30 protein-coding genes and 1 pseudogene are annotated in these 26,393 nt (G+C 49.1%); 2 read left to right on the top strand and 29 right to left on the bottom strand.

The window, feature by feature from the left end:
- Positions 1-155: 155 nt before the first annotated feature.
- From QZ327_RS05685 to QZ327_RS05630, 12 genes are all read right to left on the bottom strand, one after another.
- Positions 156-614 carry an SPOR domain-containing protein gene (locus QZ327_RS05685; protein ID WP_294617852.1) on the bottom strand — a complete coding sequence of 153 codons (459 nt, stop codon included), beginning with the start codon at positions 612-614 and terminating at the stop codon, positions 156-158.
- Positions 615-933: 319 nt separating this feature from the next.
- On the bottom strand, positions 934-1,689 hold the full coding sequence (gene tpiA, locus QZ327_RS05680) for a triose-phosphate isomerase (RefSeq protein WP_294617851.1): 756 nt from the start codon (positions 1,687-1,689) through the stop codon (positions 934-936).
- Positions 1,690-1,813: 124 nt separating this feature from the next.
- On the bottom strand, positions 1,814-3,100 hold the full coding sequence (locus QZ327_RS05675; protein WP_294617850.1) for a BT_3928 family protein: 1,287 nt from the start codon (positions 3,098-3,100) through the stop codon (positions 1,814-1,816).
- Positions 3,090-3,632 (bottom strand): DUF1599 domain-containing protein, encoded by a 543-nt coding sequence (locus tag QZ327_RS05670; protein WP_294617848.1) that lies wholly within the window; start codon positions 3,630-3,632, stop codon positions 3,090-3,092. The genes QZ327_RS05675 and QZ327_RS05670 overlap by 11 nt, the downstream gene beginning before the upstream one ends.
- Positions 3,633-3,788: 156 nt before the next feature.
- Positions 3,789-4,658 (bottom strand): M23 family metallopeptidase, encoded by an 870-nt coding sequence (locus QZ327_RS05665; protein WP_294617847.1) that lies wholly within the window; start codon positions 4,656-4,658, stop codon positions 3,789-3,791.
- Positions 4,659-4,932: 274 nt separating this feature from the next.
- The gene (recG, locus tag QZ327_RS05660; RefSeq protein ID WP_294617845.1) at positions 4,933-7,029 is read right to left on the bottom strand and encodes an ATP-dependent DNA helicase RecG; all 2,097 of its coding nucleotides are present in this window, start codon (positions 7,027-7,029) and stop codon (positions 4,933-4,935) included.
- Complete coding sequence (locus tag QZ327_RS05655) at positions 7,017-7,691, bottom strand: 2-C-methyl-D-erythritol 4-phosphate cytidylyltransferase (RefSeq protein WP_294617843.1); 675 nt, start codon at positions 7,689-7,691, stop codon at positions 7,017-7,019. The genes recG and QZ327_RS05655 overlap by 13 nt, the downstream gene beginning before the upstream one ends.
- Before the next feature lie 204 nt (positions 7,692-7,895).
- Positions 7,896-8,441, bottom strand: coding sequence for a DJ-1 family glyoxalase III (locus QZ327_RS05650; RefSeq protein ID WP_294617913.1), 546 nt, complete (start codon positions 8,439-8,441; stop codon positions 7,896-7,898).
- A 14-nt stretch (positions 8,442-8,455) separates the two neighbouring features.
- Positions 8,456-9,268, bottom strand: a complete 813-nt coding sequence (locus QZ327_RS05645) for a TonB family protein (RefSeq protein WP_294617842.1) — start codon at positions 9,266-9,268, stop codon at positions 8,456-8,458.
- Positions 9,269-9,344: 76 nt separating this feature from the next.
- Positions 9,345-9,761 (bottom strand): biopolymer transporter ExbD, encoded by a 417-nt coding sequence (locus tag QZ327_RS05640; RefSeq protein WP_294617912.1) that lies wholly within the window; start codon positions 9,759-9,761, stop codon positions 9,345-9,347.
- A gap of 213 nt (positions 9,762-9,974) precedes the next feature.
- Positions 9,975-10,700: a MotA/TolQ/ExbB proton channel family protein gene (locus QZ327_RS05635; protein WP_294617840.1), complete on the bottom strand. Its 726-nt coding sequence runs from the start codon at positions 10,698-10,700 to the stop codon at positions 9,975-9,977.
- A gap of 1 nt (position 10,701) precedes the next feature.
- Complete coding sequence (locus QZ327_RS05630) at positions 10,702-11,415, bottom strand: pyridoxine 5'-phosphate synthase (RefSeq protein ID WP_294617838.1); 714 nt, start codon at positions 11,413-11,415, stop codon at positions 10,702-10,704.
- A gap of 103 nt (positions 11,416-11,518) precedes the next feature.
- Between QZ327_RS05630 and QZ327_RS05625 the strand changes: the two genes are divergently transcribed.
- A complete protein-coding gene (locus tag QZ327_RS05625) occupies positions 11,519-12,388 on the top strand; it encodes an NAD kinase (RefSeq protein ID WP_294617837.1) in 870 nt (289 codons plus the stop codon).
- Between the two features lie 97 nt (positions 12,389-12,485).
- Here the strand turns inward: QZ327_RS05625 and QZ327_RS05620 are convergent, their stop codons facing one another.
- The 6 genes from QZ327_RS05620 to QZ327_RS05595 form a co-directional block, all read right to left on the bottom strand.
- The gene (locus QZ327_RS05620; protein WP_294617911.1) at positions 12,486-12,719 is read right to left on the bottom strand and encodes a hypothetical protein; all 234 of its coding nucleotides are present in this window, start codon (positions 12,717-12,719) and stop codon (positions 12,486-12,488) included.
- Between the two features lie 165 nt (positions 12,720-12,884).
- Positions 12,885-13,697, bottom strand: a complete 813-nt coding sequence (locus tag QZ327_RS05615) for a glycosyltransferase family 2 protein (RefSeq protein WP_294617836.1) — start codon at positions 13,695-13,697, stop codon at positions 12,885-12,887.
- Between the two features lie 34 nt (positions 13,698-13,731).
- Positions 13,732-14,709 (bottom strand): glycosyltransferase family 2 protein, encoded by a 978-nt coding sequence (locus QZ327_RS05610; RefSeq protein ID WP_294617834.1) that lies wholly within the window; start codon positions 14,707-14,709, stop codon positions 13,732-13,734.
- Positions 14,699-15,994: a hypothetical protein gene (locus QZ327_RS05605; protein WP_294617832.1), complete on the bottom strand. Its 1,296-nt coding sequence runs from the start codon at positions 15,992-15,994 to the stop codon at positions 14,699-14,701. The genes QZ327_RS05610 and QZ327_RS05605 overlap by 11 nt, the downstream gene beginning before the upstream one ends.
- Positions 15,976-16,953 (bottom strand): glycosyltransferase family 2 protein, encoded by a 978-nt coding sequence (locus tag QZ327_RS05600; RefSeq protein WP_294617830.1) that lies wholly within the window; start codon positions 16,951-16,953, stop codon positions 15,976-15,978. The genes QZ327_RS05605 and QZ327_RS05600 overlap by 19 nt, the downstream gene beginning before the upstream one ends.
- Before the next feature lie 51 nt (positions 16,954-17,004).
- Positions 17,005-17,733, bottom strand: coding sequence for a glycosyltransferase family 25 protein (locus QZ327_RS05595; RefSeq protein ID WP_294617828.1), 729 nt, complete (start codon positions 17,731-17,733; stop codon positions 17,005-17,007).
- Positions 17,734-18,036: 303 nt separating this feature from the next.
- Between QZ327_RS05595 and QZ327_RS05590 the strand changes: the two are divergent.
- Positions 18,037-18,216 (top strand): annotated as a pseudogene (locus QZ327_RS05590) (N-acetylmuramoyl-L-alanine amidase); the annotation flags it as partial.
- A gap of 49 nt (positions 18,217-18,265) precedes the next feature.
- Here QZ327_RS05590 and QZ327_RS05585 read toward each other — a convergent pair.
- From QZ327_RS05585 to QZ327_RS05535, 11 genes are all read right to left on the bottom strand, one after another.
- Positions 18,266-19,012, bottom strand: a complete 747-nt coding sequence (locus QZ327_RS05585; RefSeq protein ID WP_294617827.1) for a glycosyltransferase family 32 protein — start codon at positions 19,010-19,012, stop codon at positions 18,266-18,268.
- Positions 19,009-19,647 (bottom strand): CatB-related O-acetyltransferase, encoded by a 639-nt coding sequence (locus QZ327_RS05580; protein ID WP_294617825.1) that lies wholly within the window; start codon positions 19,645-19,647, stop codon positions 19,009-19,011. Before QZ327_RS05580 ends, QZ327_RS05585 begins: the two co-directional genes overlap by 4 nt.
- Positions 19,635-20,510, bottom strand: coding sequence for a glycosyltransferase family A protein (locus QZ327_RS05575; RefSeq protein WP_294617824.1), 876 nt, complete (start codon positions 20,508-20,510; stop codon positions 19,635-19,637). The genes QZ327_RS05580 and QZ327_RS05575 overlap by 13 nt, the downstream gene beginning before the upstream one ends.
- 17 nt (positions 20,511-20,527) lie before the next feature.
- Positions 20,528-22,084 carry a sugar transporter gene (locus tag QZ327_RS05570; protein WP_294617822.1) on the bottom strand — a complete coding sequence of 519 codons (1,557 nt, stop codon included), beginning with the start codon at positions 22,082-22,084 and terminating at the stop codon, positions 20,528-20,530.
- Positions 22,085-22,239: 155 nt separating this feature from the next.
- A complete protein-coding gene (locus QZ327_RS05565; RefSeq protein ID WP_294617821.1) occupies positions 22,240-22,875 on the bottom strand; it encodes a DUF2589 domain-containing protein in 636 nt (211 codons plus the stop codon).
- A gap of 20 nt (positions 22,876-22,895) precedes the next feature.
- On the bottom strand, positions 22,896-23,387 hold the full coding sequence (locus QZ327_RS05560) for a DUF2589 domain-containing protein (RefSeq protein WP_294617820.1): 492 nt from the start codon (positions 23,385-23,387) through the stop codon (positions 22,896-22,898).
- Positions 23,387-23,878: an HNH endonuclease gene (locus QZ327_RS05555; RefSeq protein ID WP_294617819.1), complete on the bottom strand. Its 492-nt coding sequence runs from the start codon at positions 23,876-23,878 to the stop codon at positions 23,387-23,389. The genes QZ327_RS05560 and QZ327_RS05555 overlap by 1 nt, the downstream gene beginning before the upstream one ends.
- Before the next feature lie 260 nt (positions 23,879-24,138).
- Positions 24,139-24,282 (bottom strand): hypothetical protein, encoded by a 144-nt coding sequence (locus QZ327_RS05550; protein ID WP_294617817.1) that lies wholly within the window; start codon positions 24,280-24,282, stop codon positions 24,139-24,141.
- 6 nt (positions 24,283-24,288) lie between these two features.
- A complete protein-coding gene (locus QZ327_RS05545; RefSeq protein WP_294617815.1) occupies positions 24,289-24,924 on the bottom strand; it encodes a sugar transferase in 636 nt (211 codons plus the stop codon).
- A gap of 58 nt (positions 24,925-24,982) precedes the next feature.
- Positions 24,983-25,459, bottom strand: a complete 477-nt coding sequence (locus QZ327_RS05540; protein ID WP_294617813.1) for a UpxZ family transcription anti-terminator antagonist — start codon at positions 25,457-25,459, stop codon at positions 24,983-24,985.
- Positions 25,460-25,510: 51 nt separating this feature from the next.
- Positions 25,511-26,110, bottom strand: coding sequence for a UpxY family transcription antiterminator (locus QZ327_RS05535; protein ID WP_294617811.1), 600 nt, complete (start codon positions 26,108-26,110; stop codon positions 25,511-25,513).
- Between the last annotated feature and the right edge of the window lie 283 nt (positions 26,111-26,393).

Below are 26,393 nucleotides of genomic sequence, written 5' to 3'. Positions count from 1 at the left end.
TGAATTATGAATTATGAATTATGAATTATGAATTACGAGTGAGCGGTTATTAATTGTAAATTTTAAACCGCAATACCACAACGGCAAACCATGCAAAATACAAAACACATAATGCCAAATTCACAATTTAAAATTTAGAATTCAAAATTCATAATTCAAAATTCTATATTTATATGGTCCTTCACGATTGATACTTCCTTGAACACACCGGTTGCCCGCAATTTGCGCATCATGGCATCCGCTTCCTCTATACTGCGGAAGTCGCCTGCACGGCACAGCCAGCGGGGCGGGTTGAAGGATGTATAGACCGGAAGGTCCGGAAAACGCTCTTTTATGCCGGAAGCCACCGAATATGCCTCGTTCTTGGCTTGGCGCGTGTTGTTACCGGCGTATACCTGCAGGCGATAGCCCGAACTGCGAATCACCTTCCGCTCGCCCGAACCCGTAGGGATATGCTCCGAACCTATCAGCGCCCCGATGCGGGCATCCTGATGGATGGACACCTTGCCCTGTCCCGGCACACTGCGTTCCAGACTCTTTATGATGTTATTCTGCGCCACAGAGAGGGCAGAGAATGCAAAACATGCCATTAAAAGCAAACCGAGTTTTTTCATAAAAGGGTGTTGTTTTTATACGATTACTGTTAAAGAGACGTGTCAATACTTTCTTTTCGACACGTGCTCCCGATTGCCGATGCCGGACATCAGGACGCTCATGCAGGACACGGGATTGCCAAAGTTGACGTTTACGTTCCTAACGTTGACCTTTACATTTGTAACGTTGACCTTTACGCCGCCAAACCTGACGTTTACGTTCCTAATGTTGACCTTTACGCCGCCAAACCTGACCTTTCACGGCATCAAAGACCGGAGAAGATGCGCCTAAAACTATTGGAAGTCATACCCGGCGCGCCTTCTCCAATCCATGCTGTTATCAGTTGAAAGCGTCGATGATGCCCTTGAAGTCGGCAACCTTCAAAGCAGCGCCGCCAATCAGACCACCGTCTACGTCAGGATTTGCAAACAATTCCTTGGCATTGGAAGGCTTGCAGCTGCCACCGTAAAGGATAGAGCAGTTCTCGGCAATCTCCTTGCCATATTTTTCCGCAACGGCAGAACGGATGAATGCGTGAATTTCCTGTGCCTGTGCCGGAGTAGCAGTCTTGCCTGTACCGATTGCCCAAACCGGTTCGTAAGCCAGGACAATCTTGGAGAAATCTTCGGCAGACAGGGAGAATACGGATGCCAGCTGAGCGGCAACAACCTCGTTCTGCTTGTCGGCTTCGCGTTCTTCCAACACCTCGCCGATACAGAAAATCGGAGTCAGGCCGTTTGCCAAAGCCAGTTTCACCTTTTCTTCCAGGATTTCTACCGTTTCGCCATAATAGGCACGACGTTCAGAGTGACCGAGGATTACATACTTGGCACCTGTAGAAGCAACCATAGCGGCTGAAACCTCGCCTGTATATGCACCCGACTCCTTGTCTGCACAGTTTTCGGCACCTACGCCAATCTTAGCGGCATCTACCAACGGAGTGACCGATGCGAGGTGGATAAAGGGCGTACAGATGATTACGTCGCAATTGGGCTTTTCGGCAGCCAACGCTTCATTCAGTTCTTTTGCAAGAGCAATACCCTCTTGAAGGGTCTTGTTCATTTTCCAGTTTCCTGCTACAATGTTTTTTCTCATTTTGTTTTAATTATTAAAAGGGTTAATGGATTTATGATTTTAAAATTTCAAGATTTCAGATTTATGATTTTAGATTTCAGATTTTTAAATTCAGATTTATGATTTCAGATTTATAATTCATAATTCACAATTCAAAATTCCTCCCCCTCCGTTTGATTACCAGCACATCTATGCCGATAACGAGCATCAAGGGTACGATGAACCACAACAGTACGTAGCCAATGGTATGCAGGTCGTTTTCCTGTTTCAGCTGTCCCAGTTCCAACTTGTCCAGACTGTCGTTCAGCGCATATTCATCGGGTAGCCGGCTGTCGCTCCATTTATTCAGGATGACGCCGTCCTTTATCAGCAGAAGACCGGGATTGGAACGGATAATGGTCTTCAAGGTGATGTCGTCCATCTGGCAGAAGGGGTATTCCGCACCGGTCCTTTCGCGCCACATTTCTATCTCCTCGTCCGGCGAGGAGGTAAGCGCATAGAATCCGTAGCCGCGTTCCACGCTGTAGTCATAAATCTCGTTGATGAGGTCTATGTTGCTGTCGTCCGCCTCTTCTATCCGGTGCGCCACCAGCAGGAAGGAGTAGCCTTTGTCCGCCAGCACGCTGTCGGTTATGTCCTCGCCCGTGCTCAAGCTCAGCATGGAGAAGTCGTGAATGGGCGGTTCGTATCCTTTTTCTTTCAATAGGGTGCGCGTTTCGACGAAGGTCCATGTGCTGTCCGGATAGTTGTCCAATGTGAACTCCTGCCGCTTGCCGTCTTTCTCCAATACGAAACGACTCTCGAAGACATCGGGTTTCGCACCTTCGGGCATCTTCATCCCTGCCCTGATATCCGCCCCTATCCTGTAAGGACGGAAGTCCAACACGGGCAGGTATCTCAAACAGTAGAAAGAGAGCGCAAAGACAAACAAAACCGTATAGAGCGATACCATCCACTCTATCTTCAGCGTGACGAAACGGAACATGAGCCGCCGGTGCCGGAACACGGCTATGGCAGCTATGAGCAACACGATGTTCTTGCCGAATGTCTGCCAGTTGGTCAGCACCCAGGCATCGCCAAAGCATCCGCAGTCGGACACGGGATTTGCCAAAGCCAGATAAAGCGTCAGCGGCGTCATCACACTCATCAGCAGCAACGCCAATGCCGTGGCAATTTTCCGGCGTACGCCGAAGAAGAGGAAAACGCCCACGCAGAACTCCGCCGACGACAGGATTACGGCAAAGAGCAACGGCAGGTAAGCAGGAAACCATGAAACCATGCCGAATGCCGTGAGGTAGTCCTGTATCTTATAGAAAGAGCCAAGCGGATCGACAGCTTTCACAAATCCGGAAAAGATAAACAGCACAGCCAGCAGGAAGCGGCAGGCATTCACCCAGACAAGTTGTATGATATGTCTTCTGTCAGTCTCCAAACTCTATCTTTATCAAGCCGAACACGGAATAATTGATCATGTCCATATAGTTGGCATCGACGCCTTCCGAAACCAGTGTCTTGCCGGACAGGCTTTCGATTTGCTTCGTACGGTAAATCTTCATCAGTATCAGGTCCGTGTACGAACTGACACGCATGCTGCGCCAAGCTTCGTCATAATCGTGGTTCTTGGCAAGCATCAGTTCCAAAGAGGTTTTCGCATATTTATCATAGAGCGCCATCGTCTCTTCTTTCGTGATGTCCGCAGACTCGGCATATCCCAACTCCAACTGTATCAGTCCGATAATGCCGTAATTGACAATGGCTATAAATTCCGAACGGATGCCTTCATCCACCAAAGTCACGCCTTTGGTCTCGATGCTCCGGATGCGATTCGCCTTGATGAATATCTGGTCTGTTACGGAAGCCGGACGAAGGATGCGCCATGCAGGACCGTAATCATGGAGTTTCTTGAAGAACAAATCACGGCAAATGGCGATGACATGTTCAAATTGTTGCTTGGTATCTTTCATATCCTTACAAATAGGCTGCAAATTTAGGAATAATTAAAGAAAAAAGAAAAGAGGGCACTCTAAATTATATTAAAGTGCCCTCTCCTATAGAGATTGTTTACGTTTTGAGAGTATTTACGTTTAAAAAGTTTTTACGTTTTAAGAGTATTTACGCTATTATGAGCATCGCAACACTTGCCCCGGACGGAGAACCGTTTTCCGCGTAATGCGGTTCAACTTGCACAGTTTGTCGATGCTTGTGCCCTGACGGGCTGCGATTTTGGACAAGGTATCGCCTTTCTTCACCTTATAGAACAGACCTTCGCCCGACGCCACGTTGCGAGCCGTACCCGAAGTGCCTTTCGTCTTATGGAAAGTGTAGGAATCGGCCACGATATCCTGCTTCTCGAAATCGAACATCAAAGCGGGGTTGATAGGTATTCCCAGGAAACGCGTCTCGAAATGCAGGTGCGAACCGGTGGAACGTCCGGTATTGCCGCCCAATCCGATAGGTTCGCCCGCCTTAACCAGTTGGTTGATATCGACCATCTGTTTGGACAAGTGACCGTAGACCGTTTCCAAACCGTTGTCGTGACGGATAACAACGTATTTGCCATATCCGCGGCGACCCTGATTCTTAACGACACGGACCTTACCGTCAAAAGCGGCACGAATGGTATCGCCCACATAGACCTTGATATCCAGTCCGTAGTGCGCCCTGCGGCGGCGGGGACGATAGCCGAACACATCGGTGATACGGGTCTGATCGGTAGGCATACAGAAATCTTTCAGGTCGAAAGTATAGCTTTCGGGCACAATGGCATCGCCATACGCCTGTACAAATTCATTATTCCAGCTCGGATACAAATCCAAACCCGGATACAAGGATTGCTCCGCACGGATTTGCTTCTGCAAAGCCAGCGAATCTACACTTTTGAGTTTTCTATCAACGGGAGCTTGACGTGCAATCAGATCCTGGGAAAAAGAATTCAGGCTGACCATTGCCGTTACTGCTAATAAAGTCGTTCTAATCCAATTAAAATTCATTCCGTTTCGTCATTCATTTTGATATCCGTAGAGTGCATCATCCGATACTTTCAACCACACTTATTCCAATGCGAATATCCAGATTGTTTTTCAAAAATTCTCCCAAAGGTAACACTTCTGTCCGAAAAGGCACGTGCTTCATTAACTATTTTTTTGAGAACAGGAGAAAGGAAGCAAACGACAACAGCGGATAAACAACTATAAACAAGACATTTAGAGCACAAACATGTTTAACAACATAATTCTGCAAACAAAGTGCATGTTTAACCGTTTTTCAACTTATCGCCGCCCAATTAACGTTTGTCTTGCGCAGAGCCTTCAGTTGCCTCCACAGTATCTCGTGCTCCGGCAAGGAAGCGTCCGGGTCTTTATCCACAACGGCTTGTGCCACCTCACGGACGTATTGCAGGAGTTGCCCGTCGCGGGCTATATCCGCTATTTTCAAGTCGAAGGCGATGCCGCTCTGCTGGGTTCCCTCCAGGTCGCCGGGACCGCGCAGCTTCAAGTCGGCCTCGGCTATCTCGAAACCGTCGTTCGTGCGTACCATAATCTCTATGCGCTTCCGGGTGTCTTCCGCCAGCTTGTAGCCGGTCACCAGAATGCAATAAGACTGGTCCGCTCCACGCCCCACGCGCCCGCGAAGCTGGTGAAGCTGTGAAAGCCCGAAACGCTCGGCATTCTCTATAATCATCACCGAAGCATTGGGCACGTTCACCCCCACCTCAATCACGGTGGTGGCAACCATTATCTGCGCTTCGCCGGAAACAAACAGTTGCATCTGCGCGTCCTTCTCGGCAGGTTTCATCTTGCCGTGCACCTTGCAGACCCGGCAGTCGGGAAACTCCTCGCAGATATGCAGATAGCCCTCTTCCAGGTTCTTGAGGTCTATTTTCTCACTTTCTTTAATCAGGGGATAGACGATGTAGACCTGCCGCCCTTCGTCAATCTGCTTGCGCACGGAACGATACAGGGTGGCGCGATGGCTGTCGAACTGGTGCAGGGTGGCAATGGGCTTTCTGCCCGGCGGCAACTCATCGATGACGGACACATCCAAATCACCGTAAAGCGTCATCGCCAACGTCCGCGGTATGGGTGTGGCAGTCATCACCAGTATGTGAGGCGGCTGTATGCTTTTGGTCCACAGGCGGGCACGCTGCGCCACGCCGAAACGGTGCTGCTCGTCAATGACGACCAATCCCAGCGAAGCGAAATTCACGGTATCTTCTATGACGGCGTGCGTGCCGATGAGTATCTGCACATCGCCGGTCAGCAGGCCGGAAAGGATGGCTTCCCTCCGCTTGCCCTTGACAGACCCGGTGAGCAGTTCCACCCGTACATCCATACCGCAGAGCAACTCACGGATGGTGTCATAGTGCTGGTTCGCTAAAATCTCGGTAGGTGCCATCATGCACGCCTGATAGCCGTTGTCGAGTGCAATCAGCATGCTCATCAGCGCCACCAGCGTCTTCCCGCTGCCCACATCCCCTTGCAAAAGGCGGTTCATCTGCCTGCCCGAACCCAAGTCGCGGCGTATCTCTTTCAGCACGCGCTTCTGGGCTCCGGTCAGTTGGAAAGGAAGGTTGCGGGAGTAAAAGCCGTTGAACGTATCGCCTACCCGCTCAAATACATATCCCCGGTATTTGCGCTGCCGGTCTTTGGCATAGCGCAATATGTTCAACTGCACATAAAACAGTTCCTCGAACTTCAGCCGATATTCCGCTTTCCGCAACACTTCCGGACCGGACGGGAAATGGATATTCATCAAAGCATCCGTCAACGGCATCAGGTGATGCTCCGCCAGCAGGGCGGGCGAAAGCGTTTCGGGCAGCGGTTCGTTCAGCTGCCCGACAAGGGTTTTCATCATTTTCTCCACGGCGTGCGAGTTGAGCGAACTGCGCTTCATCTTCTCCGTAGTGTTATAGTAGGGTTGCAATCCCATTGCCGACAGTTTCAGTTCAGAAGCCGGGTCGATGTCCGGATGTGCGATGTTCACCCTGCCGTTGAAGACGGTAGGTTTGCCGAACACGATATATTCCTGACGGACCTTATACTTCCCTATCAGGTATTTGATGCCTTGAAACCAGATGAGGTCCACCACTCCCGTACCGTCCGAGAAGTGGGCTATCAACCTTCGCTGCCGCCCTTCACCCGCCGTCTCGAAGCTCAGTATCTCACCTTTCAGCTGGATATAGGGCATTGTGCCGTCTATCTCCCGGATGGAATAGATGCGACTGCGGTCCACATACTTATAAGGAAAGTAATACAGCAAGTCGCGGAACGAGAAGATGTTCAACTCCTTATTCAGCACCGAGGCGCGCTGCGGCCCGACACCCGGCAGGTACTTTATGTCACGCGTAGTCAAATCGAACATGAATCCAGAAAGGCGGCAGCTATTTTCAAATCGAAAGGAGTGGTTATCTTGATGTTTTCCCGGTTGCCCGCCGTGAGGCAGACAGGCACGCCCAATGCTTCGACCACCGAAGCATCGTCCGTGAAGTGCGGGGTGTAAGGTTGCCGGTATGCCTGCTTCAACAGTTCCGCATCAAACACTTGCGGAGTCTGCACCAGTTTGTATTCATCGCGGCCCACCGTCTCGCTTCCCGTCCCGGTCAGATGGCGTACCGTCTCCACCACGTCCGTCACAGGAACAACCGCCCGCTTTTCCGCCGCCAACGCATAGCAACGGGCTATCACCTCGCGGGAGACAAAAGGACGTACGCCATCGTGTACCCCCACCAGCCCCGGTGTCGTGACAAGTTCCAAACCGTTCTTTACCGAATGGAAGCGTGTCTCTCCCCCATCGGCAACCTGATGGGGAATCGAGAAATGATGTTCCCGGCACAACCCGTCCCAATATGCCTGCTGGCTGCATGGAAGCACCAATATGATTCGTATCTCCGGATTACAGGCATAAAAAGCCTCTATCGTACGCATCAGTACAGGCTTCCCGCCTATCGGAAGAAACTGTTTGGGAAGTTCGCTTCCCATACGCAAGCCTTTGCCGCCGGCAACAATGAGAACGTAGTGAGACATTTTTGGAGAATTTTGAATTGAGAATTTTGAATTATGAATGGGGCTGCGCGAAGAAAAGTTTTTTTGAATTTTGAATGGGGAATTTTGAATTTTGAATGGGCTGCGCGGGATATGACGCAGGAAAACTCATAATTCATAATTCATAATTAAAAAAGTTTTCCCCGCGCAGCCCCATTCATAATTCAAAATTCATAATTCTAAATTCTAAATAGTCATTGCTTCTTTCAGTTCCGCAACCTTCTCTTTTCCTTGCAGCAGTTCCACGATGGCAAGCGCAAACTCCATAGCGGCTCCGGGACCTTTTCCGGTAATGATATTGCCGTCCCTCTCCACCATTGCTCCGGTACAGACGGCACCTTCCAGGTATTGTTCAAAGCCCGGGTAGCAGGTGGCTTTCCTGCCTTTCAGCAATCCCAATTTGCCAAGCACCATAGGAGCGGCACAGATGGCGGCAATCGGTTTGCCCTGTTCGGCAAAGCGCACAACCAGCCTGCGCAAGTCGTCACACTCTCCCAACGTTGCCGCACCGGGCATGCCACCCGGAAGCACTACCAGGTCGGCATCGAAGAAATCACAGTTCACGATATTCTTATCGCAAAGCACCGGTATACCATGCGCGCCTGTCACGATTTCGCCGGGAGTCACTGTAATCATCTCCACGTTCAATCCCGCACGTTTCAGTACATCGACCGAAGTAAAAGCTTCCACTTCCTCAAATCCGTCTGCAAAAAACACATAAACTGTACCCATCATAATTTCTCCTCTTATTTTAAATTGAAATAATACGTTATCGTTCCCGTCTGGTTGTTCAAGCCGCTCACGGCATTGAACCGCGCCTTCTTCGCCGCATCCTCGGCAGCTTTCCGCAAGGCAGGGTTCACGGTGTTCGTCTGGCGGTTGATGCTGGTGGCGATGACCTGTCCGGCGGGGTTCACCGTGATGGTGACCACCACTTTCCCCTCATCCTGCACATTGTATGCAGGGCGCGGCAGCCCGCCCTCTCCTATGGAGCGTCCGCCAAGATTGAAAGTTCCATATCCGCCGGTTCCGTCGGCAGCTCCGGCAGAAGAATTTCCCGTAGGGCTTCCCTGCACGCCGGCACCTTCCGTAGTGCCTTTGTCGCCCATCTGTGCTCCCTTGCCGAAAGCTCCCGCCACACGCTTGCGGGCGGCTTCTTCCGCCGCCTTCCGTTCGCGTTCCGCCTTTTCGGCAGCAAGCCTGCGGGCTTCCTCGGCTCTCTCGGCAGCACTCTTTTCGGGTTTCTTCACCTCCGTTTTCTTCTCTTCCGCTTTGGGCTTTATCGCCACGGTCTCTTCCGCTTCCTGTGTCAGTATCTCCTGTTCCGCCTCTTCCGGCACTTCGGGAGCCGCCGCTTCGGGCATCGTCTCCACTTCCACCAAAGAAGGGTCGGCAGCACCCCAGGCATCAGGCACCTCACCCATCATCACAGGCACACCGCCCTCTTCCGACTGTTCGGGCAACGTAAATCCCACCAGTATCAAAAGGGCGACGACGACAACGTGCACCAACAGCGCCCCTGCCAATCCTATGTATTTTCCTCTCTTCTTCTGATTCACCGTTCCGATTTACGATTTTAACATGTTTAAAACTCTGAATGTCTGCAACTCCACCCTGCCCGGCAGCCTGCCGTTCCTACTTGTCCTCGGGCGGACGTGTGGCAAGCACCATCTTGAAGTGATTCTCGTTAGCGATGTTCAGCACCTTCACGATTTCGCGGTAGGGCACAGACTCATCGGCATACAACGCCACATACATCTCAGGCTCTTTCTCCGCACACGATTGCAGGAAAGGCGTCAGCTCGTCCAGCGCCAAAGCCTGCTCCTTGTCGTTGCCGAAAGCGGCGTAATAGTTCAAGTCCTTATCAATGATGACCCTTGTCAGCGGCTTTGCCGATGTCTGCTGCTTTCCCTGCGGAAGCAATACCTTGATGGCGTTGGGCGACACTACCGTAGACGTTATCATAAAGAAAATCAGCAACAGGAAGATGACGTCCGTCATGGATGCCATACTGAAGTTGGGCGATATTTTGGCTCTGCGTTGTAACACGATGGGGATTTTTAATTTTGAATTATGAATTTTGAATTTTGAATTTTGAATGGGGCTGCGCGGGGGAAAGTTCTTTTTGAATTATGAATTATGAATTTTAAATGGGGGCTGCGCGAGTATATCGCAGGGAAATTACTTCCTTAATTGTGAATTTTAAATGTAGCCACGCTATCACACCGCATGGCAATTCAAAATTCAAAATTCATAATTCATAATTCAAAATCCCCCCTTCGCCGGCTCATTCAGCAAATCCATGAAAGCAAGCGTCTTTGCCTCCATCTTATGGACCACGCCGTCCACCAGCGTCACCAGATAGTTGTAGGCGAACATGGCGATGATACCTACAATCAGACCGCCCACCGTGGTAATCATAGCCTCGTATATACCGCCGGAAAGCAGCGTGATGTCGATATTGTTGCCGGCATTCGCCATTTCAAAGAAAGCACGCACCATACCGGTCACCGTGCCTAGGAAGCCTATCATCGGAGCACCGCCGGAAATGGTTGCCATGACGGTAAGCCCCTTTTCCAGTTTTGCCACCTCGATGTTGCCCACATTCTCGATGGCGGCCTGCACATCGTTCACCGGGCGTCCCAACCGGCTGATGCCCTTCTCTATCATACGCGCCGAGGGTGTATTGACACTGCGGCAATAGGCTATCGCCGCCTTTAGCTCGCCGCCCAGGATATAATCCTTTATCTTGTCCATGAACATGGGGTCTTCCTTGCCCGCCTTGCGGATCACGTAGTTGCGTTCGAACAGGATATAGAAGCAGACCACCGAGAGCAGTCCGAGAACCAACATAATCCAACCGCCCTTGAGCGCCATGCTCCACAGGTTCATCCCTTCGGAAGCGGTAACGGGGGTAAGTACCGGATTGGCGCCGGCAACAGAGTCGGCAAGCGCCGGGGCCACTTGGGCTAACAATAACATCAGATTCATATCAGCGGAGACAGTTTTTATATTCCTGAACGGTGCGTTCCAATCCCAGATACAGGGCATCGGCAATCAGCGCATGACCGATGGAAACCTCGTCCAGCCAAGGTATGTTTTTATAGAAATAATTCAGATTCTCCAAACTCAGGTCATGCCCTGCATTCAGCCCCAAGCCCAGGCTGCGCGCCGTCTTGGCAGCTTCCACGAAAGGAGCCACCGCCGCTTCGGGACTTTTGGGATATGCCGTGGCATAGGGTTCGGTATAGAGTTCCACACGGTCGGCGCCCGCCTTGGCGGCATACTCTATCATTTCCGTGTCGGTAGACACGAAGACGGACGTACGGATGCCGGCAGCATTGAACGAGTCCAGCACTTCGGTCAGAAACTCCAGGTTGGATTTCGTATCCCACCCGGCATTGGAAGTCAGCTGCGTAGGGCTGTCCGGCACCAGCGTCACCTGGTGCGGCTTCACCTTCAGCACCAAGTCTATGAATTCGGGCGACGGATAGCCTTCTATGTTGAACTCAGTACGCAGCAACGGGCGCAGGTCGTACACATCGCTCCGGCGGATATGCCGCTCGTCGGGACGCGGATGCACCGTTATGCCGTCGGCTCCGAAATTCTCGCAATCCAGCGCCACCTTCACCACATTGGGCACATTGCCTCCACGGGCATTGCGCAATGTCGCTACCTTATTGATATTTACACTTAATCTTGTCATAATTCAACCTATAGTTTGGGGCAAAAGTACAAATAATAGCGATATGTTGGCAGCATTCTGAGAAAAAAACTATTTTTGCACCTCACAAAAGCAGCATACAATTATGAAATTTGCCATATTCGGAAACACCTACCAGGCGAAGAAATCGTCGCATGCCGAAAACCTTTTCCGCCTGCTGGCACAGCGCAAGGCGCAGCTCTGCATCTGCCGCGAGTTCTACTCCTTCCTGACTTCCGACCTGAACCTCGACATACCCTCCGCCGAGCTGTTCGACGGCAACGACTTCCATGCCGACATGGTCATCAGCATGGGCGGCGACGGCACGTTCCTGAAAGCCGCCAGCCGCGTGGGCAAGAAGAACATCCCCATCCTGGGCATCAACACGGGGCGGCTCGGCTTCCTTGCCGACATTTCGCCCGAGGAGATGGAAGAGACAATCGATGAAATCTACAACCACCGCTACAAGGTGGAGGAGCGCAGCGTGCTGCAACTGAAGCGCGACGACGGGCAGCCGATGGAATATCCCTACGCCCTCAACGAGATAGCCGTACTGAAACGCGACAGCTCGTCCATGATCAGCATCCACACCGCCATCAACGGTGCGCACCTCACCACCTACCAGGCCGACGGACTGGTAGTTGCCACGCCCACAGGCTCTACGGCATACTCGCTGAGCGTAGGCGGCCCGGTCATCGTGCCCCACAGCAAGACCATCGCCATCACCCCCGTTGCCCCCCACAGCCTGAACGTGCGCCCCATCGTCATCTGCGACGACTGGGAGATAACGCTTGATGTGGAAAGCCGCAGCCACAACTTCCTCGTGGCGATAGACGGGCGGAGCGAATCGTGCAAGGAGACCACGCGGCTCACCATCGCCCGCGCCGACTACTCCATCAAAGTGGTGAAACGCTTCAACCACATCTTCTTCGACACCCTGCGCAACAAGATGATGTGGGGGGCGGATGTGCGGTGATTTGAAAAAGCAAGAGAGCTTGAATTAAAACAAAAGCAGCCGGAAGCGCCCGTTCATCACGGGCGCCCCGGCTGCACCTAAAACAAAGTAACCGCCGTTACCTGTCGTCTGTTCCATCCTCTCTCTTACGGACCGCCGACGGCGCTCCGAGTTCCTCACGCTCCACCACTTCGAGAAATCCGCCCTGCTCCAGTTCGAACAAGGCAGGATATACACGCAACTTGTCGGCACCCGCATGGCGGATGATGTCTTCCACGGAAACCGTGCCGGAAGAGGAGGCGATATAATCGATTATCTTTTGAGTGTCGATAACTTTGTAATCCATATCCATGACATCCATACAAATTATTTTATATTAAGAGCCTGTTTAGCTTTTCTTCAAAAAGTTTTTTTCAGCTTCTTTCCGGTCTGTTTTCCTCTTTTTATTCATCGCATAGCCCGCTATGCTCCTCATGAAAAAGAACAACATCCTCGAAAAGAAGGCTGGCACAATATTTTAACAGGCTCCAAGCTGTTCCATACATTTCCTATTCATCCTGGTCCTTTTCGCATCAAACATCCACCCCCACTTGTTGAAATACTTCACAACAGAACAAATGTGATACCGCAGCAGTTTCCAATTCTTATAGGAGCCTTTCTCATATTCATGATAGATTGAAACTCCAGGATAGAACATGGTTTTGGACACCTCCCCTATCCGGCGGCACAAGTCCAAGTCCTCGGCATACATAAAGAAACGCTCATCGAAACCTCCCGTCCGCCTCAGCGTCTCTACCCGCATAAACATGAAACACCCCGACAAAGAAGGTATTTCCATCACCTTGTCATATCCGCTGCGATGCAGTTCGAAGTGCCTGTCGTGCCTCTTCCGATAGGCCTTCAGAGGAACAAATCTCCTTCCGAACAAATCCATGGGTGTAGGCAACAACTTGCACAGATACTGGATGTCACCATTCGGATAGAGCACCTTCGGCATCACCAGGCCGCAATCCCCGTGCTTATCCATAAAATCCACAAGCGGCGTCACCGCATCTCCCGTCCAATAGATGTCGGGATTTATCACCGCGTGATATTGCGCCCCCAGCTCTATCGTCCGGCGGACGGCAATGTTGTGCCCGCTGCCGAAGCCGAGGTTATCACTGTAAATGTAGACAATCCTGTCCGACAATGAAGCGAACTCACGCAAACTGTCGTTCGATGAGTTGTCGATGATGAAAAACACATCAATAGGCGACTGCAAGACACAGTCTATCAATCGTTTCAAATCGCTACGCGAAGTATGAAACGTTACAACGGATGCTGTCAGCATGATTTGTTCTGAATTAAAATTAAAAAAGAATGTTTTATTTCAAACGTAGCAGAAACCTCTGCATTGCGACATACAGAGACAAGAAAAAGAAACAACGTCTTTTTACCATCTGCAGGAACAAACGTTTCCTCAGCGGTAAAAACTTCATATATTTATTAGTATGCCACAAAGGCACAGTCTTCTCAAAAGCACATACAATATCTTTTATCTCTCTCTTTGCAACTCCCGCATCTATCGCCTTAAATACAGCGCCATACAGCACCAGATGGATTCCCCTGTATTCCTTTTCCTGCTGAAACTCTACAGGAATATTTTCATGAATGAACTCGAAAGCGTCTATAAAGCCCCGATAAACACGTTTGTCTTGAGAAGTTGAAAGCGACTGTTCCCTGTACAAATAATTATAAAACGGTGTGGGAACATACGTCACTTTGCGAGATAAGGCAACCAACAGCGGAACCACCGCCGCATCTTCGGAATTATACAAAAAAGGCATTTTTATTTTCTTTACCACATCCGACTTTACGATAAGAGCGCATAATGAATCAAACGCCATAGCCACATATTCGTTCATAGAAGAAATCCCGCCCAGATGAGCGGTACACTTTATATGTCTCTTTTTGCCGCTCTTATAATTCCGATAAAAATCAAAAAAAAGCACATCGTAGTTGTCCGTTTGCAAACTCCGATAGATTTCCTGCAAGAAACGGTCGTCATACCAATCGTCACTATCCATAAAGGCGATATATTTACCTGTTGAAATAGAAATGCCCACTTCCCTCGCCTTTCCCGGGCCACTGTTTTTTTCCGTACAGGCAAGACGCGCATCCAGATTTGTCCGCCGGCAAAAATCCTGTAAAAAAGCATAAGTGGCATCCGTTGAACAATCGTCCACGAATATGACCTCGAAATCAGTGAAAGGCTGCCTTTCCAAAGAAGCCAGCCCGCGCTGCATTACCCCCATACAATTATAACAAGGGATAATAATAGAGAAAAAAGGATTAGAATTCATTTTGTTTTTTTTCTTTAACAGGATGTGACTCCGATAAATACAGATACAGAAAAGAGAGTAACAAGGTTATCGCCATTACAAACTTATTAGTCCCGACAGTACAGCCTTTCAAATCCAACAGAAATATAAAAACCAGTATCAATTTACAGTAATATCCAGTTCTGCCCTCCATCTTCCAAAACGGCAAAAGGCGCAACTGATAGATAGCCAAGGCGGCATATCCCGGAACTCCCATGAACAACAGATGCCTCAACAACCCGGGGTCTACATGCATGTAATACGTCCCGTCCGGATTGGAATACCGCCCCGAACCGAAGACAAACTCCAACGGATTGAAATCCAACTTCCACATCTCCGCCAACTGATTGGTGGAAGCCGTCTCCGCTGTGCCCGATTTGTCCAATGAATAGAAAACCTCAAATGCGTATGGAAGAATGGTATCTGTCAGCAGTGCGTAAAACTCGGGCGCCCAAACAGACAATGCAGCCAGGAGCATGCAAACAACCATTGCCAGAAACAACAATATCTTTACACATACCCCCAATTTACGCCATACCGTGGTGTCTTTATTATAAAACAGATAGCCGACCGCCCCTATCAGGCAAGCCACAAAACCGGAACGCCCCGCAAAGAAAATGCCGACAAAAATCAAGACACCGATACATATATTTCCCAAGGATGCCCGTTTGCTCAGCAGGCACTTGATGTATACAATGACACACACACCATACGCCAACGTCAGGTGATAAGTGGTGGCGGCAGACAATGCCTTGCCCCGGATATTGCTTCCTGCTCCCGTAAGGTCTTCGGGGTTGAAACGGTTGAACGCCTGTATCGCATTGCCCAGAAACTCGCTGTTCAATACAATGAGCTGTATAAAGGTCTGGACCACAAATATAGCGATGAAGCACTTCTCCGTTTCCTCTTGCGTGAACCCTTTGTAACGGATATATGCCAATACCGGAACAGCGGCTGCAAAATGCACTCCCTGCATACCTGTCACCCGAAGAAACGAGTAGTCAAAAGTCAGAAACAACACAGGATACAGAAAAGAGAAAAAAAGCAATACGAACCACCATGCCAATGCGCCCTTCAAAAGCCCCGTAGACAACACAAAAGTTACCTCTTCCGCAAATTCCTTCTTCAAAAACGCCTTGGCATACAGGGGAACCGCAATCAGCAAAGAGACGCTTACGGGACCGATGTAAAAAGCAAACACGTAGCAGAACAAAAGGAGAAACAAGTTGACAGTCTTCACCATTCCGCCTATTTCTTTATCGAGCACAACTTCTTTCCTGCACGGCTCATTGCATTGAAGCCGTATAAAAAATTCCAGGAAGCCAGTTTCAATGCAATGCGCCAATACAGCGACACTGCCGAATAGGACAAGATGAAAGGTCCGGTCTCGGGATACAGCCTGTTCCGCTCCCGTTGCCGTTCGCCGCTGCTGTTCAACAGCAAATTCAGTTTTGCCGTAAGTTTCAGGCAACAAAAGGCATCTTCCAGACAGCACAAAGCGTTATCCCGCAAGAAGCCACCTATCCCCTCCACAGCTTCCATCAGGTTCTGCAACGAAGCCTCCTTCATGCCGTTCGTGTAAGACGCGCCGTTGTCCCGCACGTAATGATAGAAAGGTTGCGGCAGACAGGCTATGTCGACGGCATGATAACAGACCGGAATCATAGCCAACACATCCTCCCACATATTTATCCCATCGGGAAAGCGGATGCCATTCCGCGCGTAAAGGTCTCTACGCACCAGTTTATTCCACGTGCCGCAATGCAGCTTTCCGGACAGCATCTGCCGGACACGTTCTATGTTATCGTCCGGAAACGCCTGTTGCCGGGGTATGGCATGCCTTGCATATTCATCGTAGAAGCCGCAGACCACCAAATCGGCATCCGCCGTTTTTGCAGCACGATACATGGACTCATACATCCCCGGCTCCACCCAGTCATCGCTGTCGCAACAGATCACATACTCGCCCGTTGCCCCGGCAAGCCCCGTGTTGCGAGCCGTTGCCAAACCCCGGTTGCGCTCGTGGCTGATGAGTTTGACGGCACTTCTCCGTGTGGGATAACGCCCGATGACATTTTTTAATATTTCCATACTTTCATCCGGAGTGCAATCGTTCACAAAAACATACTCAATGTCGTCCAATGTCTGTTCGAACAAAGAACGCGCACACCGTTCGATATACTTTTCCACATTGTATACCGGTATTAAGACTGATACTTTAGGCATGGTGAAAACCAATTAAGCAAACAACATATCTTCAAATGCATGGCAAGGCATTCATGCCTTTTCAAAGCATCCCCGCAACGACAAGAACTTCAACACAGAAAGACGGATGCCATTCCTCACATACCAACCGGCACTTTTACGTTTCTTCGGTTCCACGTTCACCGTAGTGGCAAGATTTCCATCCCAATTCTGTTCTATCAGGTGAGGAAGCACCGCACGCAAGCAGACATTCTTCCGGCGGATATATGCCCAGTCATCGGCTGTAATGGAAGGTCTGTCTTCTATCAGCACTCTTGCGGCAGCCCGGTTGATGGCATAAGAATGTGTAAGGAAAGCATCATACACGGTTGCCAGCCTGTAATCGCCGGACAACGGCACAGAGCCCCAATACCAATACCAGCCGGACAGAAGGATTATCAAAGGCTCGTCTGTCCTCATCAGACTCTCTATTTTCATCACCACACTTTCCATATCCTTACAATCGGGCATGCGGATATCGTCCTCCAAAATCAGGACATACGGTTCGCCATCTTCAACAATCTTCCGATAGCATTTCTGGTGACTGAGCGTACACCCCACCTCACCGGGACGCGCCGCTGCCGCATTTCTTTTCCAAAACGCCTCATCGTCAAAAAACAGCCTGCGCTCTTCTTCGCTTATGAAGCGGCCGTCTATGGCTTCTACAAACTCCGGTTGCAGATAGGGCATGCCCTTCAGCTGTTTTTCCATATACTCCCTACGCTCCGTAGAACGTTTTAAATTTATGACAAATGTTTTCATCGTACAGTTACTGTTTTTTTACAATTCAAATCAACACCGACAATAGTTCGTGACACCCTGTCACCACCCTTGGGCAACCAGCCTTTTCAAAGGCTATGCGGACATCTGCCCCGCAGAATCCACATTGCAGACAGTCATCGACCTTCTACGTAGCAACCAAGCAGTGGCCGAACATACCCGAAAGCACCGATACTATCTGCAACAGCAACAAACCGCCGCAGCAGCCCGCGAAAAGGTATCTTGCCCCTGCTTTGCCGTATGCGTGCGTTTCGAAGGCGGAAAACAGAAAACGAACATCTGCAATTGGACAGCAACCATCGCCCTGCCGACACCCGCACACCGGAACAGAAAGCCGCGCTCGCCGCCCTGCTGCGCGAACAGAAACAGATGTTTCCGCAAGCGCTCATAGTGGGGCATCACGACCTGGACCCGATGAAGGAATGTCCTTGCTTTGATGTGGTGGCGGAGTACAGAGAATTGTAGAGACACAAAGACTGAAAATTCATCCGACAAGCAAACAACAGCCTGCCAATCAGTCCAGACACAATCTCTTTATTCTTTTATACGTATTATCATATATCCAAGCTAAAAAAACGTTTTTGGAAATCCACTTGTATATTCTCTCTTTGATCTTATCAACCGGAGACACCCATGAACCGGCAAAATGATGGATGGTATATGTATTCTTGGTCACTTTCACTTTCCCTGTCTCATAAGACTTCGCCGTAAAATAATCAACCGGGAAAAGCGACATCGCATCAAGACCGGAACCCAACGATACGGTTGCCCTTGGCAATATGGTATAATTGCCAGACAATATCCCATACATGACAGCAGGCAAAGGCCGCATATCATAACTTCCGTCTGCCTTCCTGAACGTACGTCCCTCATAATAATCCAGACATTTCTTAATGTAAGGATTGTATGGTTTTGCTCCGAAAATGCCCGCTTCCACCCCTTCTTCGGTTTCCAACCCGAACATATAGTCCGCATCCAGCAACGTATCAAAGCTACGGAGCACTTCCACATCCATGTCCATATAGATTCCACCATAATGATAAACGGCATACAAACGGATATAGTCGGCGGCAAAAGCATACTTCCTTGCCTCGAATGCCTGTTGGACCCACAGGGAACGACGGATGTCGAAACGGTTCAAATCCCACAACACAAATTCATAGTCAGGAAGATGCTTCTTCCAGCTATCCATGCAACGTTGCAGTTTCTCGGGGATTGCATCACCGCTCAACCAGCAGTAATGAATAAGTTTAGGTATCATTGTCGGGTATTGCTATTTACTTCTACAAATTTCCGAACATCCAGAAAGAGGCCGGCATGTTGTTTTATCCATTCCCGGCTTTTATTCCACCATTGGATTTTCTGCAGGACATCAATTTCGCTATCGGCAAATCGTTTTCGTATAAAATGCGCCGGCACCCCTCCGTATACGGTATATGGGGGAATACTCTTATTGACAACCGAATTGGCCGCTACAATGGCGCCATCGCCAATCGTAACTCCGTTTACAATTGTCACATTGGCACCAATCCAAACATCATTACCTATAACTACAGGGGTATTTCCCTCATAACATAATCTATCCATAAATTCTCCCTTTGTGTAAAAGCAAGAAGAAGTGCTAACCAAAGTTCTTGTAGGATGGTTACCCAATCCTATAACACAATTAGGACCGATAGAACAGAATTTGCCAATTGTAGTGAAAGTGACAATGGAATTGAAATTCACGTATGAGTAATCACCCAAAGAAGAATCGGCAAAGACGACCCTGTCATTCAGTTCGCAATTCTTGCCAAAAGAAATGTTTCCCCACACCAAAACACCATTGGCAATTCGCAAATGGTCGTTACGAAACATCAAAAGGTATTTCTTGATTGTATTTTTTATGCCAAACATTTCAGAATATGCCAAATTTTATATGCGGGTTTCAAGAATATGAACAACAGCCTCATTTTCCATGTCGGTGCCAAACCGCACTCCAGCTCTCCTTTGAAACAACTATGATACTTCCAATAGGAGAGATGAAAGGATATTCTTGAGCGCAAGGACAAGCCATTCGAACAAAGCAGTTCCTTATAATAGAGCATGGCTGCTTGCGGGCTGTTTTGCATAATCCTCGCGTATGTATCAGTCAGTCCTCCGGCCTGATATTCGCATATATATATTTTAGCGTTCACAAAGCGAGTGAGATATTTATGAGCAATCCGATTCAAGACCAAAGCCTCCGTACAGAATTTTTCTCCGGCATATTCCGGAAAAGGATATTCCCTGAGTACGCTTGTCCGCAAAACTTCCGCATAATCTCCCGTGCCTTTATACTTATTTCGGAATGTCAAGTTGTCAATATCCATCGGTTTGTCAAACACAACACTTCCTATGGGCTTTAAATCGGGGGATACCCTCAGCCCCGTTATACCGCAAAAGCGATTGTCGTCCTCTATCTCGCCCACATACCGTTTTATTATCTCAACAGAGGAAACGGGTAAATAGTCATCACTATCGACAATGAAAAACCACTCTCCCCTTGCAAGCATTACCCCTTTGTTTATAGCCCTATGCTTGCCACCATTGTCCTGGTTATAATAACGGACATCAAAAGGAGAAGGAGCCATCGACTCGAAAAAGGATTTTGTGCCATCGGTACTGCCATCGTCAATCACCAACCATTCAAAATCAAAAGAAGTCTGGACACAAAGGCTGTTATATAACCGCTCCAATGTGTGGACACGATTATAAGCTGGAGTAAAGATTGTTATCATTATGAAATTCTATTAGCTTATGAGCATTTTCGTTTAGAACCGATATATAAAAACAGCCTGGATACACTTTGCCGCATTGCACGACTGATGGTGTACAAAATAGCAAAAAGGATTATACCAAAGACAAATACGGGAATGGTGCGATACAGGACTAAAGAAAGAAAATTGTCGCAAGACGACACAAATAACCTACGCGACAAGCAACTGCAAATAAGGGCTGCAAACATTCCGGATATAAAATACCTGAAATACAATTTCCAATAAAAAGATACGGATATCTTAAATCCATATCTGAACAGGAAATAAGGTTTCCACAAAAATATCATCAGAAACAAACTTAACAGCACTCCGCTTAAAATACCGGGCAACCCCCATATAGAACCGAACCAAACGGAACAAACGATGTTAACGCACGCTTCCACTAATGTAGCCCAAACATCCTGAAATAAGCCATAGGCATCACAAAACGAACCTATAACAGCCCTTATTAAATCTATAAAAAGAATGGTGGTAATCAGCAACAAAGTGGTGTGGTCCAGCAGATATTCCCCGCCAATCCACAAAGATATGAAAGGTCCTACCAACATGTAGTAGCCGTAGCACACCACTGCCACCAAATAGAAACGGAGCGAAAACAGCTCGTTGAAGACGAAAACGGCGCGCTCCTTATTGTCTTCCGCCACCAGATTGCCGATACCGGCATTGATGCTGTTGAAAACAGCGCCCAACAGCATTTGCAGCCCGGTGGCAACCAGCATGTAATTGCCGTAAACAGCCACCAGCGAAAGGGATGCGTATGCGTAGATGATAATGGAGCCGGACTGGGTAAAGGCAAATCCGCCTATCTTGTGAAAGAATATCTGCTTTGTCTTCCTGATAATCTCCGCATGCTTCTTGCGGAGCTGTCCGCCCAAGCGGGGTTGCGGATGCAGCCAAGGATATTCTTTGCGCAATACATACTCTATTGCCAGCGCAGTGGCTATGCCCATCAGGATTTCAAGCAGCAGCCAATAGACATAACCGTTTGCCAGACAGGCAATGGCTGCTATCTGAAGGATTACTTTCAGCACTTTAACTCCCTGTATGCTCAACGTGATTTTGTACTCTTTCTGGTCTGCCGACAGCACTATCTGCCTATAATTGAAGACATATCCCAACAGGGCACTGAACAGAAGAGCCACAAAGGATGCGTAGGTGTACCACAAAGGAACTTCCGCCTTCTCGAAAATCAGCGGGAAAAAGCACATCAGCACGCATGCCGCCACAACGACCACAACCGCCACCCTGCGGTAGAGCCAGCCTTGCACGGAAACAATCTCGTTGATGACACGGGTGTCTTTATTGAAAAGCGGCTTATAAAGCGCATACGAGACGGCACCGCCAATGCCCAGTTCCGCCAGGTTGAGGAAACCCAACAGGTTTTGCGCGGTAGTGTTCAGCCCCAGCACTTCCGCCCCCAGATAATCCAGAAAGATTTTGCGGGAGAAGAACTGAAGAACCAAATTAATGAAATAGAAGACAAGGGCTACTTGAGCATTCTTGATGCTCTTGGCAGTCCGGGAAGTTTCGGCCATGTGGATGGGATATGTTTGTTGCCGGTTACATAATGTACGGTTTCAGGCACGGGGAGTACATAGATTTCACGGAAAGCACAATGGGAAACGTGCCATTCCGCGAAATCCGTGCCTGAGGAGAAGCAAGCGGAAGCGCCTGCGGGCGGCTTCAGCCGTTATTTTTTCTTGTTGTCTTTTGTATCGTCTGTGCCGCTCATGTTGTTTGCGCCGTCTTCGCCTTTCGAGGTGTTTTCACCTCCCGGTGTTACCGACAGAGGGGCGGTGCAACTTGCCAGAATGTCCATCAGCCTGCTGAGCCCTTCGGTAGGACGCTGCTGGCGCGCGCTGACATGCACCTGGTATTTGGCAGTCTGGTTAGTGGAGCGGGTGTTCTCGCGCGAGGAGCTTACCTTGCCCTGCACATCAACGCTGACACGGGAAAAAAGCCCCTTATAACCCGCTTTTGTTGCCACCTCGGCATTGGTGTTCTCCTTGGAAGCGGCGGTGGAGATGACTTCCATCTGGAAATCAACGTCCACACTCTCTATCAGCAACGAGGGGATGGGAACCAACCCCAGGAAAGGAGCCTGCACCTCGATGGTGGAAGTGGTGATGCCGTCGGGCGTCTCGACCGGACGCTCCAGGTTGAACTTGACAAGGCGGGCACGCTTCAAATCACCTTCCTCGAAGCCGATCCGCAACATGTAGTCCAACGCGCTTTCCGCCAATTTCTGCTGAGACTCGCAAGCTGCCTGCAACGGAACCCCGATCAACTCCCGCATGGGAAGTCCTTTAAAATCATCTGCTGCCATATTCTGTTTCTTTTAAAAGGTTAACGGAGTGTGGTAGGCGGCACGTCTACCGGCTCCAATGTCTTATTGTACTCGTCTATTATGCGCGATACTCCCTCGGGAGGCTCGGTCGACTTGAATTTTATACGGACGTCCACCGTATTGCCGTCGCGCGTGCTGGGAGTGAAGTTCATCTCAAAAGCCGTACGGTCCACTTCGATGTTCTTGCCGGTTTCGGAGGCCGTGGTGCTTTTTATGGAGACTCCCTCGATTTTCGCCTTGAAGCAGACTTCCATTTCGGAAATGCTCAGGGAACTTTGGTTGATGAGCGTAACCAAAGGGATTTCCATCTTTTTGTCGCGCCCCACCCGCAGCTCTTTGACTTCGGGTCTGCCCATATCATCGAAATATTTGTTCAGCATGGTGATGTGATACCGCTCCAACATTTCGTGAGCCGTATTGACGGCATACTGCATGCCGCGCACTATGTCTGCAAAGGTCTGGTAGCTTGCTTTTTTATTCCAAAATGCCATTATGTCCTATTTCCTTTAAAACTGTTACAATAACAACACATCAACTGCAAATTCTGCATATCGTTCTCCAAAGCGGTTTTCAGGGGAATGGCATGGCCGTTTACACACAGCTGTTCATTCTCGTTTATGAAATAATCGTAAATGCCCGTACTCCCGTCTTGCTTAAAGACAAGCTGAAGCTTGCCGTGGATACAGACGTATGCCATACCGAATTTGTATACGATGGAATCATACAGTTCGCCATGCCTGTGCACATAGTTTACCAGTAAATTACTTCTTGGAATGACGTGGTCCACAGAACCGGTAATCAAAGGGGTGAAACGCCGGCAGCTGCAACAACGGAATGCCCGTTCCTCACCTCTGCCGAAATCAAAAGTACCATGTTCGACCGTGCGTATCAGATATCGTGAAAGGTCGTCTATATTGGTACGAAAAAACAAACTGGTGCTACTGAAATAAACACCGCCCCAAGTGCCTACAAGCAGAATCATAGTATATTGTTTTGTTATTGACCGAACGTTTGCTTCCGGCGTTAACCGTCATGTAACAAATAAAAGGATTTCTGACGAGAAAAACAACTTTTTTGCCTTTTATTTTAATAATAAGCCAATTATGGATGCCATTAAAAAATCTATATGATGAATTTATCGGAAATATGATTGACAACATTTGCACATGAGAGCATAACCTGTCAAATAATCCTTATCTTCATTTTTTATCCGATTTTGTCCGACCGATACGATTCATTCATTTAAGATGCAAGGGTCATCGTTCCTTTAGGAGTCGTTAAAGAAGTTATCACCTTGCCCCACTTTTTCATTCCGAACAAAGTGAAGTGGTAACCTCCGAATGAAGGATACACGCCCGGACCGAAGCGCACATCCGGACAAAACATTCTTTTTCAGAATTTCTTCCCGAACACTATATTCATGAACGTCATGAAAAGTATCTTGCAATCGAAACCCCACGAGCGGTGCTCCAGGTAGAACAGGTCGTAGCGCAAGCGGCGGAGCATCTTGTCGAGCGTATCGGTATAGCCGTTGTAGAGGGTGGCGTAGGAGGTGACGCCCGGACGGATCTGGTACAGGTAGCGGTAGCGGGGGTCGGCTTCCATAATCCGGTCGATGAAGAACTTGCGTTCGGGGCGGGGACCGATAAACGCCATGTCGCCGCAGAAGACGTTCCACAACTGCGGAAGCTCGTCCAGGTGGTGGGCGCGGAGAAACCTGCCGACTTTCGTCATGCGGGAGTCTTTGCTGCCGGCATAGAGGGCGGGACCGTGCTTCTCGGCATCCAGCTTCATGCTGCGGAACTTATAGATGTTGAAAGGGCGGCCGAACCTGCCGATGCGCTCCTGCTTGAATATGGCGGGACCACCGTCTTCGCGCCGCACGGCAATGTAGCATATCAAAAACAAAGGGGAAAAAACAATAAGCGCACAAAATGCCAGCAGGCAGTCGGTTATGCGCTTTACATTACGCTCGAAAGCGTTCATTCCATCGGAAATGAAATGGTCGTCTTTTGCAATTGGTTCCATAAAATTATAATAGTCTTAGTTTAGATCAGCGGATAGTCCGTGGGAGGGGCGGATGAAGTTATTCCACCACTTCGTAGGGGTAAGGGTTCTCCTCGATGTTCCGGAGTTCTTCGATGGCTTCAGCCTGCTCCGGCGAAAGATTGTCATGGTCCCAGCGCGCTATTATCGCACGGGCGGCATGCAACAGCGCATCTTCGTAGACCTCGCCGTAGCAGCAAATAAGCAGGCGGACCTTCAGAAGCGAATCCGGAAGCCTGCCAAGAACGTTCCAGCAACGGTCGAGAATATGTTGGATATATTGCTGCTTACGGCCATTGTCATAGAAAGTGGCATTCAGAGCCACAAGGACAGAGAGGCAAAGTCCGGCTTCTTCTTCCGGCGTATTGCCTTCCGGGTTATTGTACAGGTTAAGAGCCTGTTCGTAAACCTCGCGGTTCAGCCGGGCAAAGCAATCACAGTAAATGGGACTGCCGTCCATACCCAAGTTCAGAAGCTTGCGTGCAAGAGCATACAAGGATGAAACGTGATCGTTCATTTTTGTCTAAAATGATAGTGAAATATAGAAATTATATGAGTTACAGATAATTCAGTTCTTGTCTATCGGTTCCACCAGCGAGGAGTGGACAAATGTGGTGGCAACCGCCATGACGCCCTCTATGTTCACCACCACACGGCGGTCATGGCGCAGGCGGACAAATTCGCCGATAGCTCCTTCGAATACTCCGCCGGTGATGCGTACCTTAGTGCCTTTCACCAATCTCAACTCTTCCGGTTCCACGTAGATGACAGCCTCATCGTAGGTACCTGCCACCAATATGAAACTACGCATCTGTACATCCGGAATAATCACCGGCTGGCGGGTTTCACGATTCATGATGTAGCGGATGGGGATGTTCAGTACCGGATTGTTTTTGATTTCATCGATGCGCGCACGGGTGGAACGGACAAATACCAGGTTGTGTATGGCAGGCACGAGTTTGCGGACACGGCGTTCATTCCTCACGGCATATTCGTAGTGCATGGGGATGAAGTTCTCTATATTTTCCCGGTCGAGATACGCTTTCAGGGTCAATTCGCGGCTATACGTCACACGCACGGCATACCAATGCAATTGGTTGTCTTTATCCGATTGACAACCGGAAACATACCGTAGTTCAGTTTTGGTATTGTCTGATGAACTGGGCATTACAAAGTAATGATTGTAAGAATTCGAAAGAAAAAAACCTTGCAAAAAGGACATTCTTTGGGGACACCGGGGTAAGGAAACACCTTCCGGTCAATTCATGCAATGCAATTATAGTCAATAGTTTAGTCTGCATCCATATTATCCCAAAGCTCCCCACTATCACAGAAAGAGAACGTTGAAACAGTTATGTGATCAATAAGCTGTAAACGAATGGTTTAAAAACGGATATGTTTTTTAAACGTTCGTTTAATAAACACCTTTCCGGTGCAGACTATATTAAATA

Origin of the sequence: uncultured Bacteroides sp., assembly GCF_910578895.1 — a bacterium.
In the GTDB taxonomy this organism is placed as follows: Bacteria; Bacteroidota; Bacteroidia; order Bacteroidales; family Bacteroidaceae; genus Bacteroides.
Note: the sequence above shows the minus strand (reverse complement) of the source record. Positions and strands in the feature narration are given on the sequence as shown.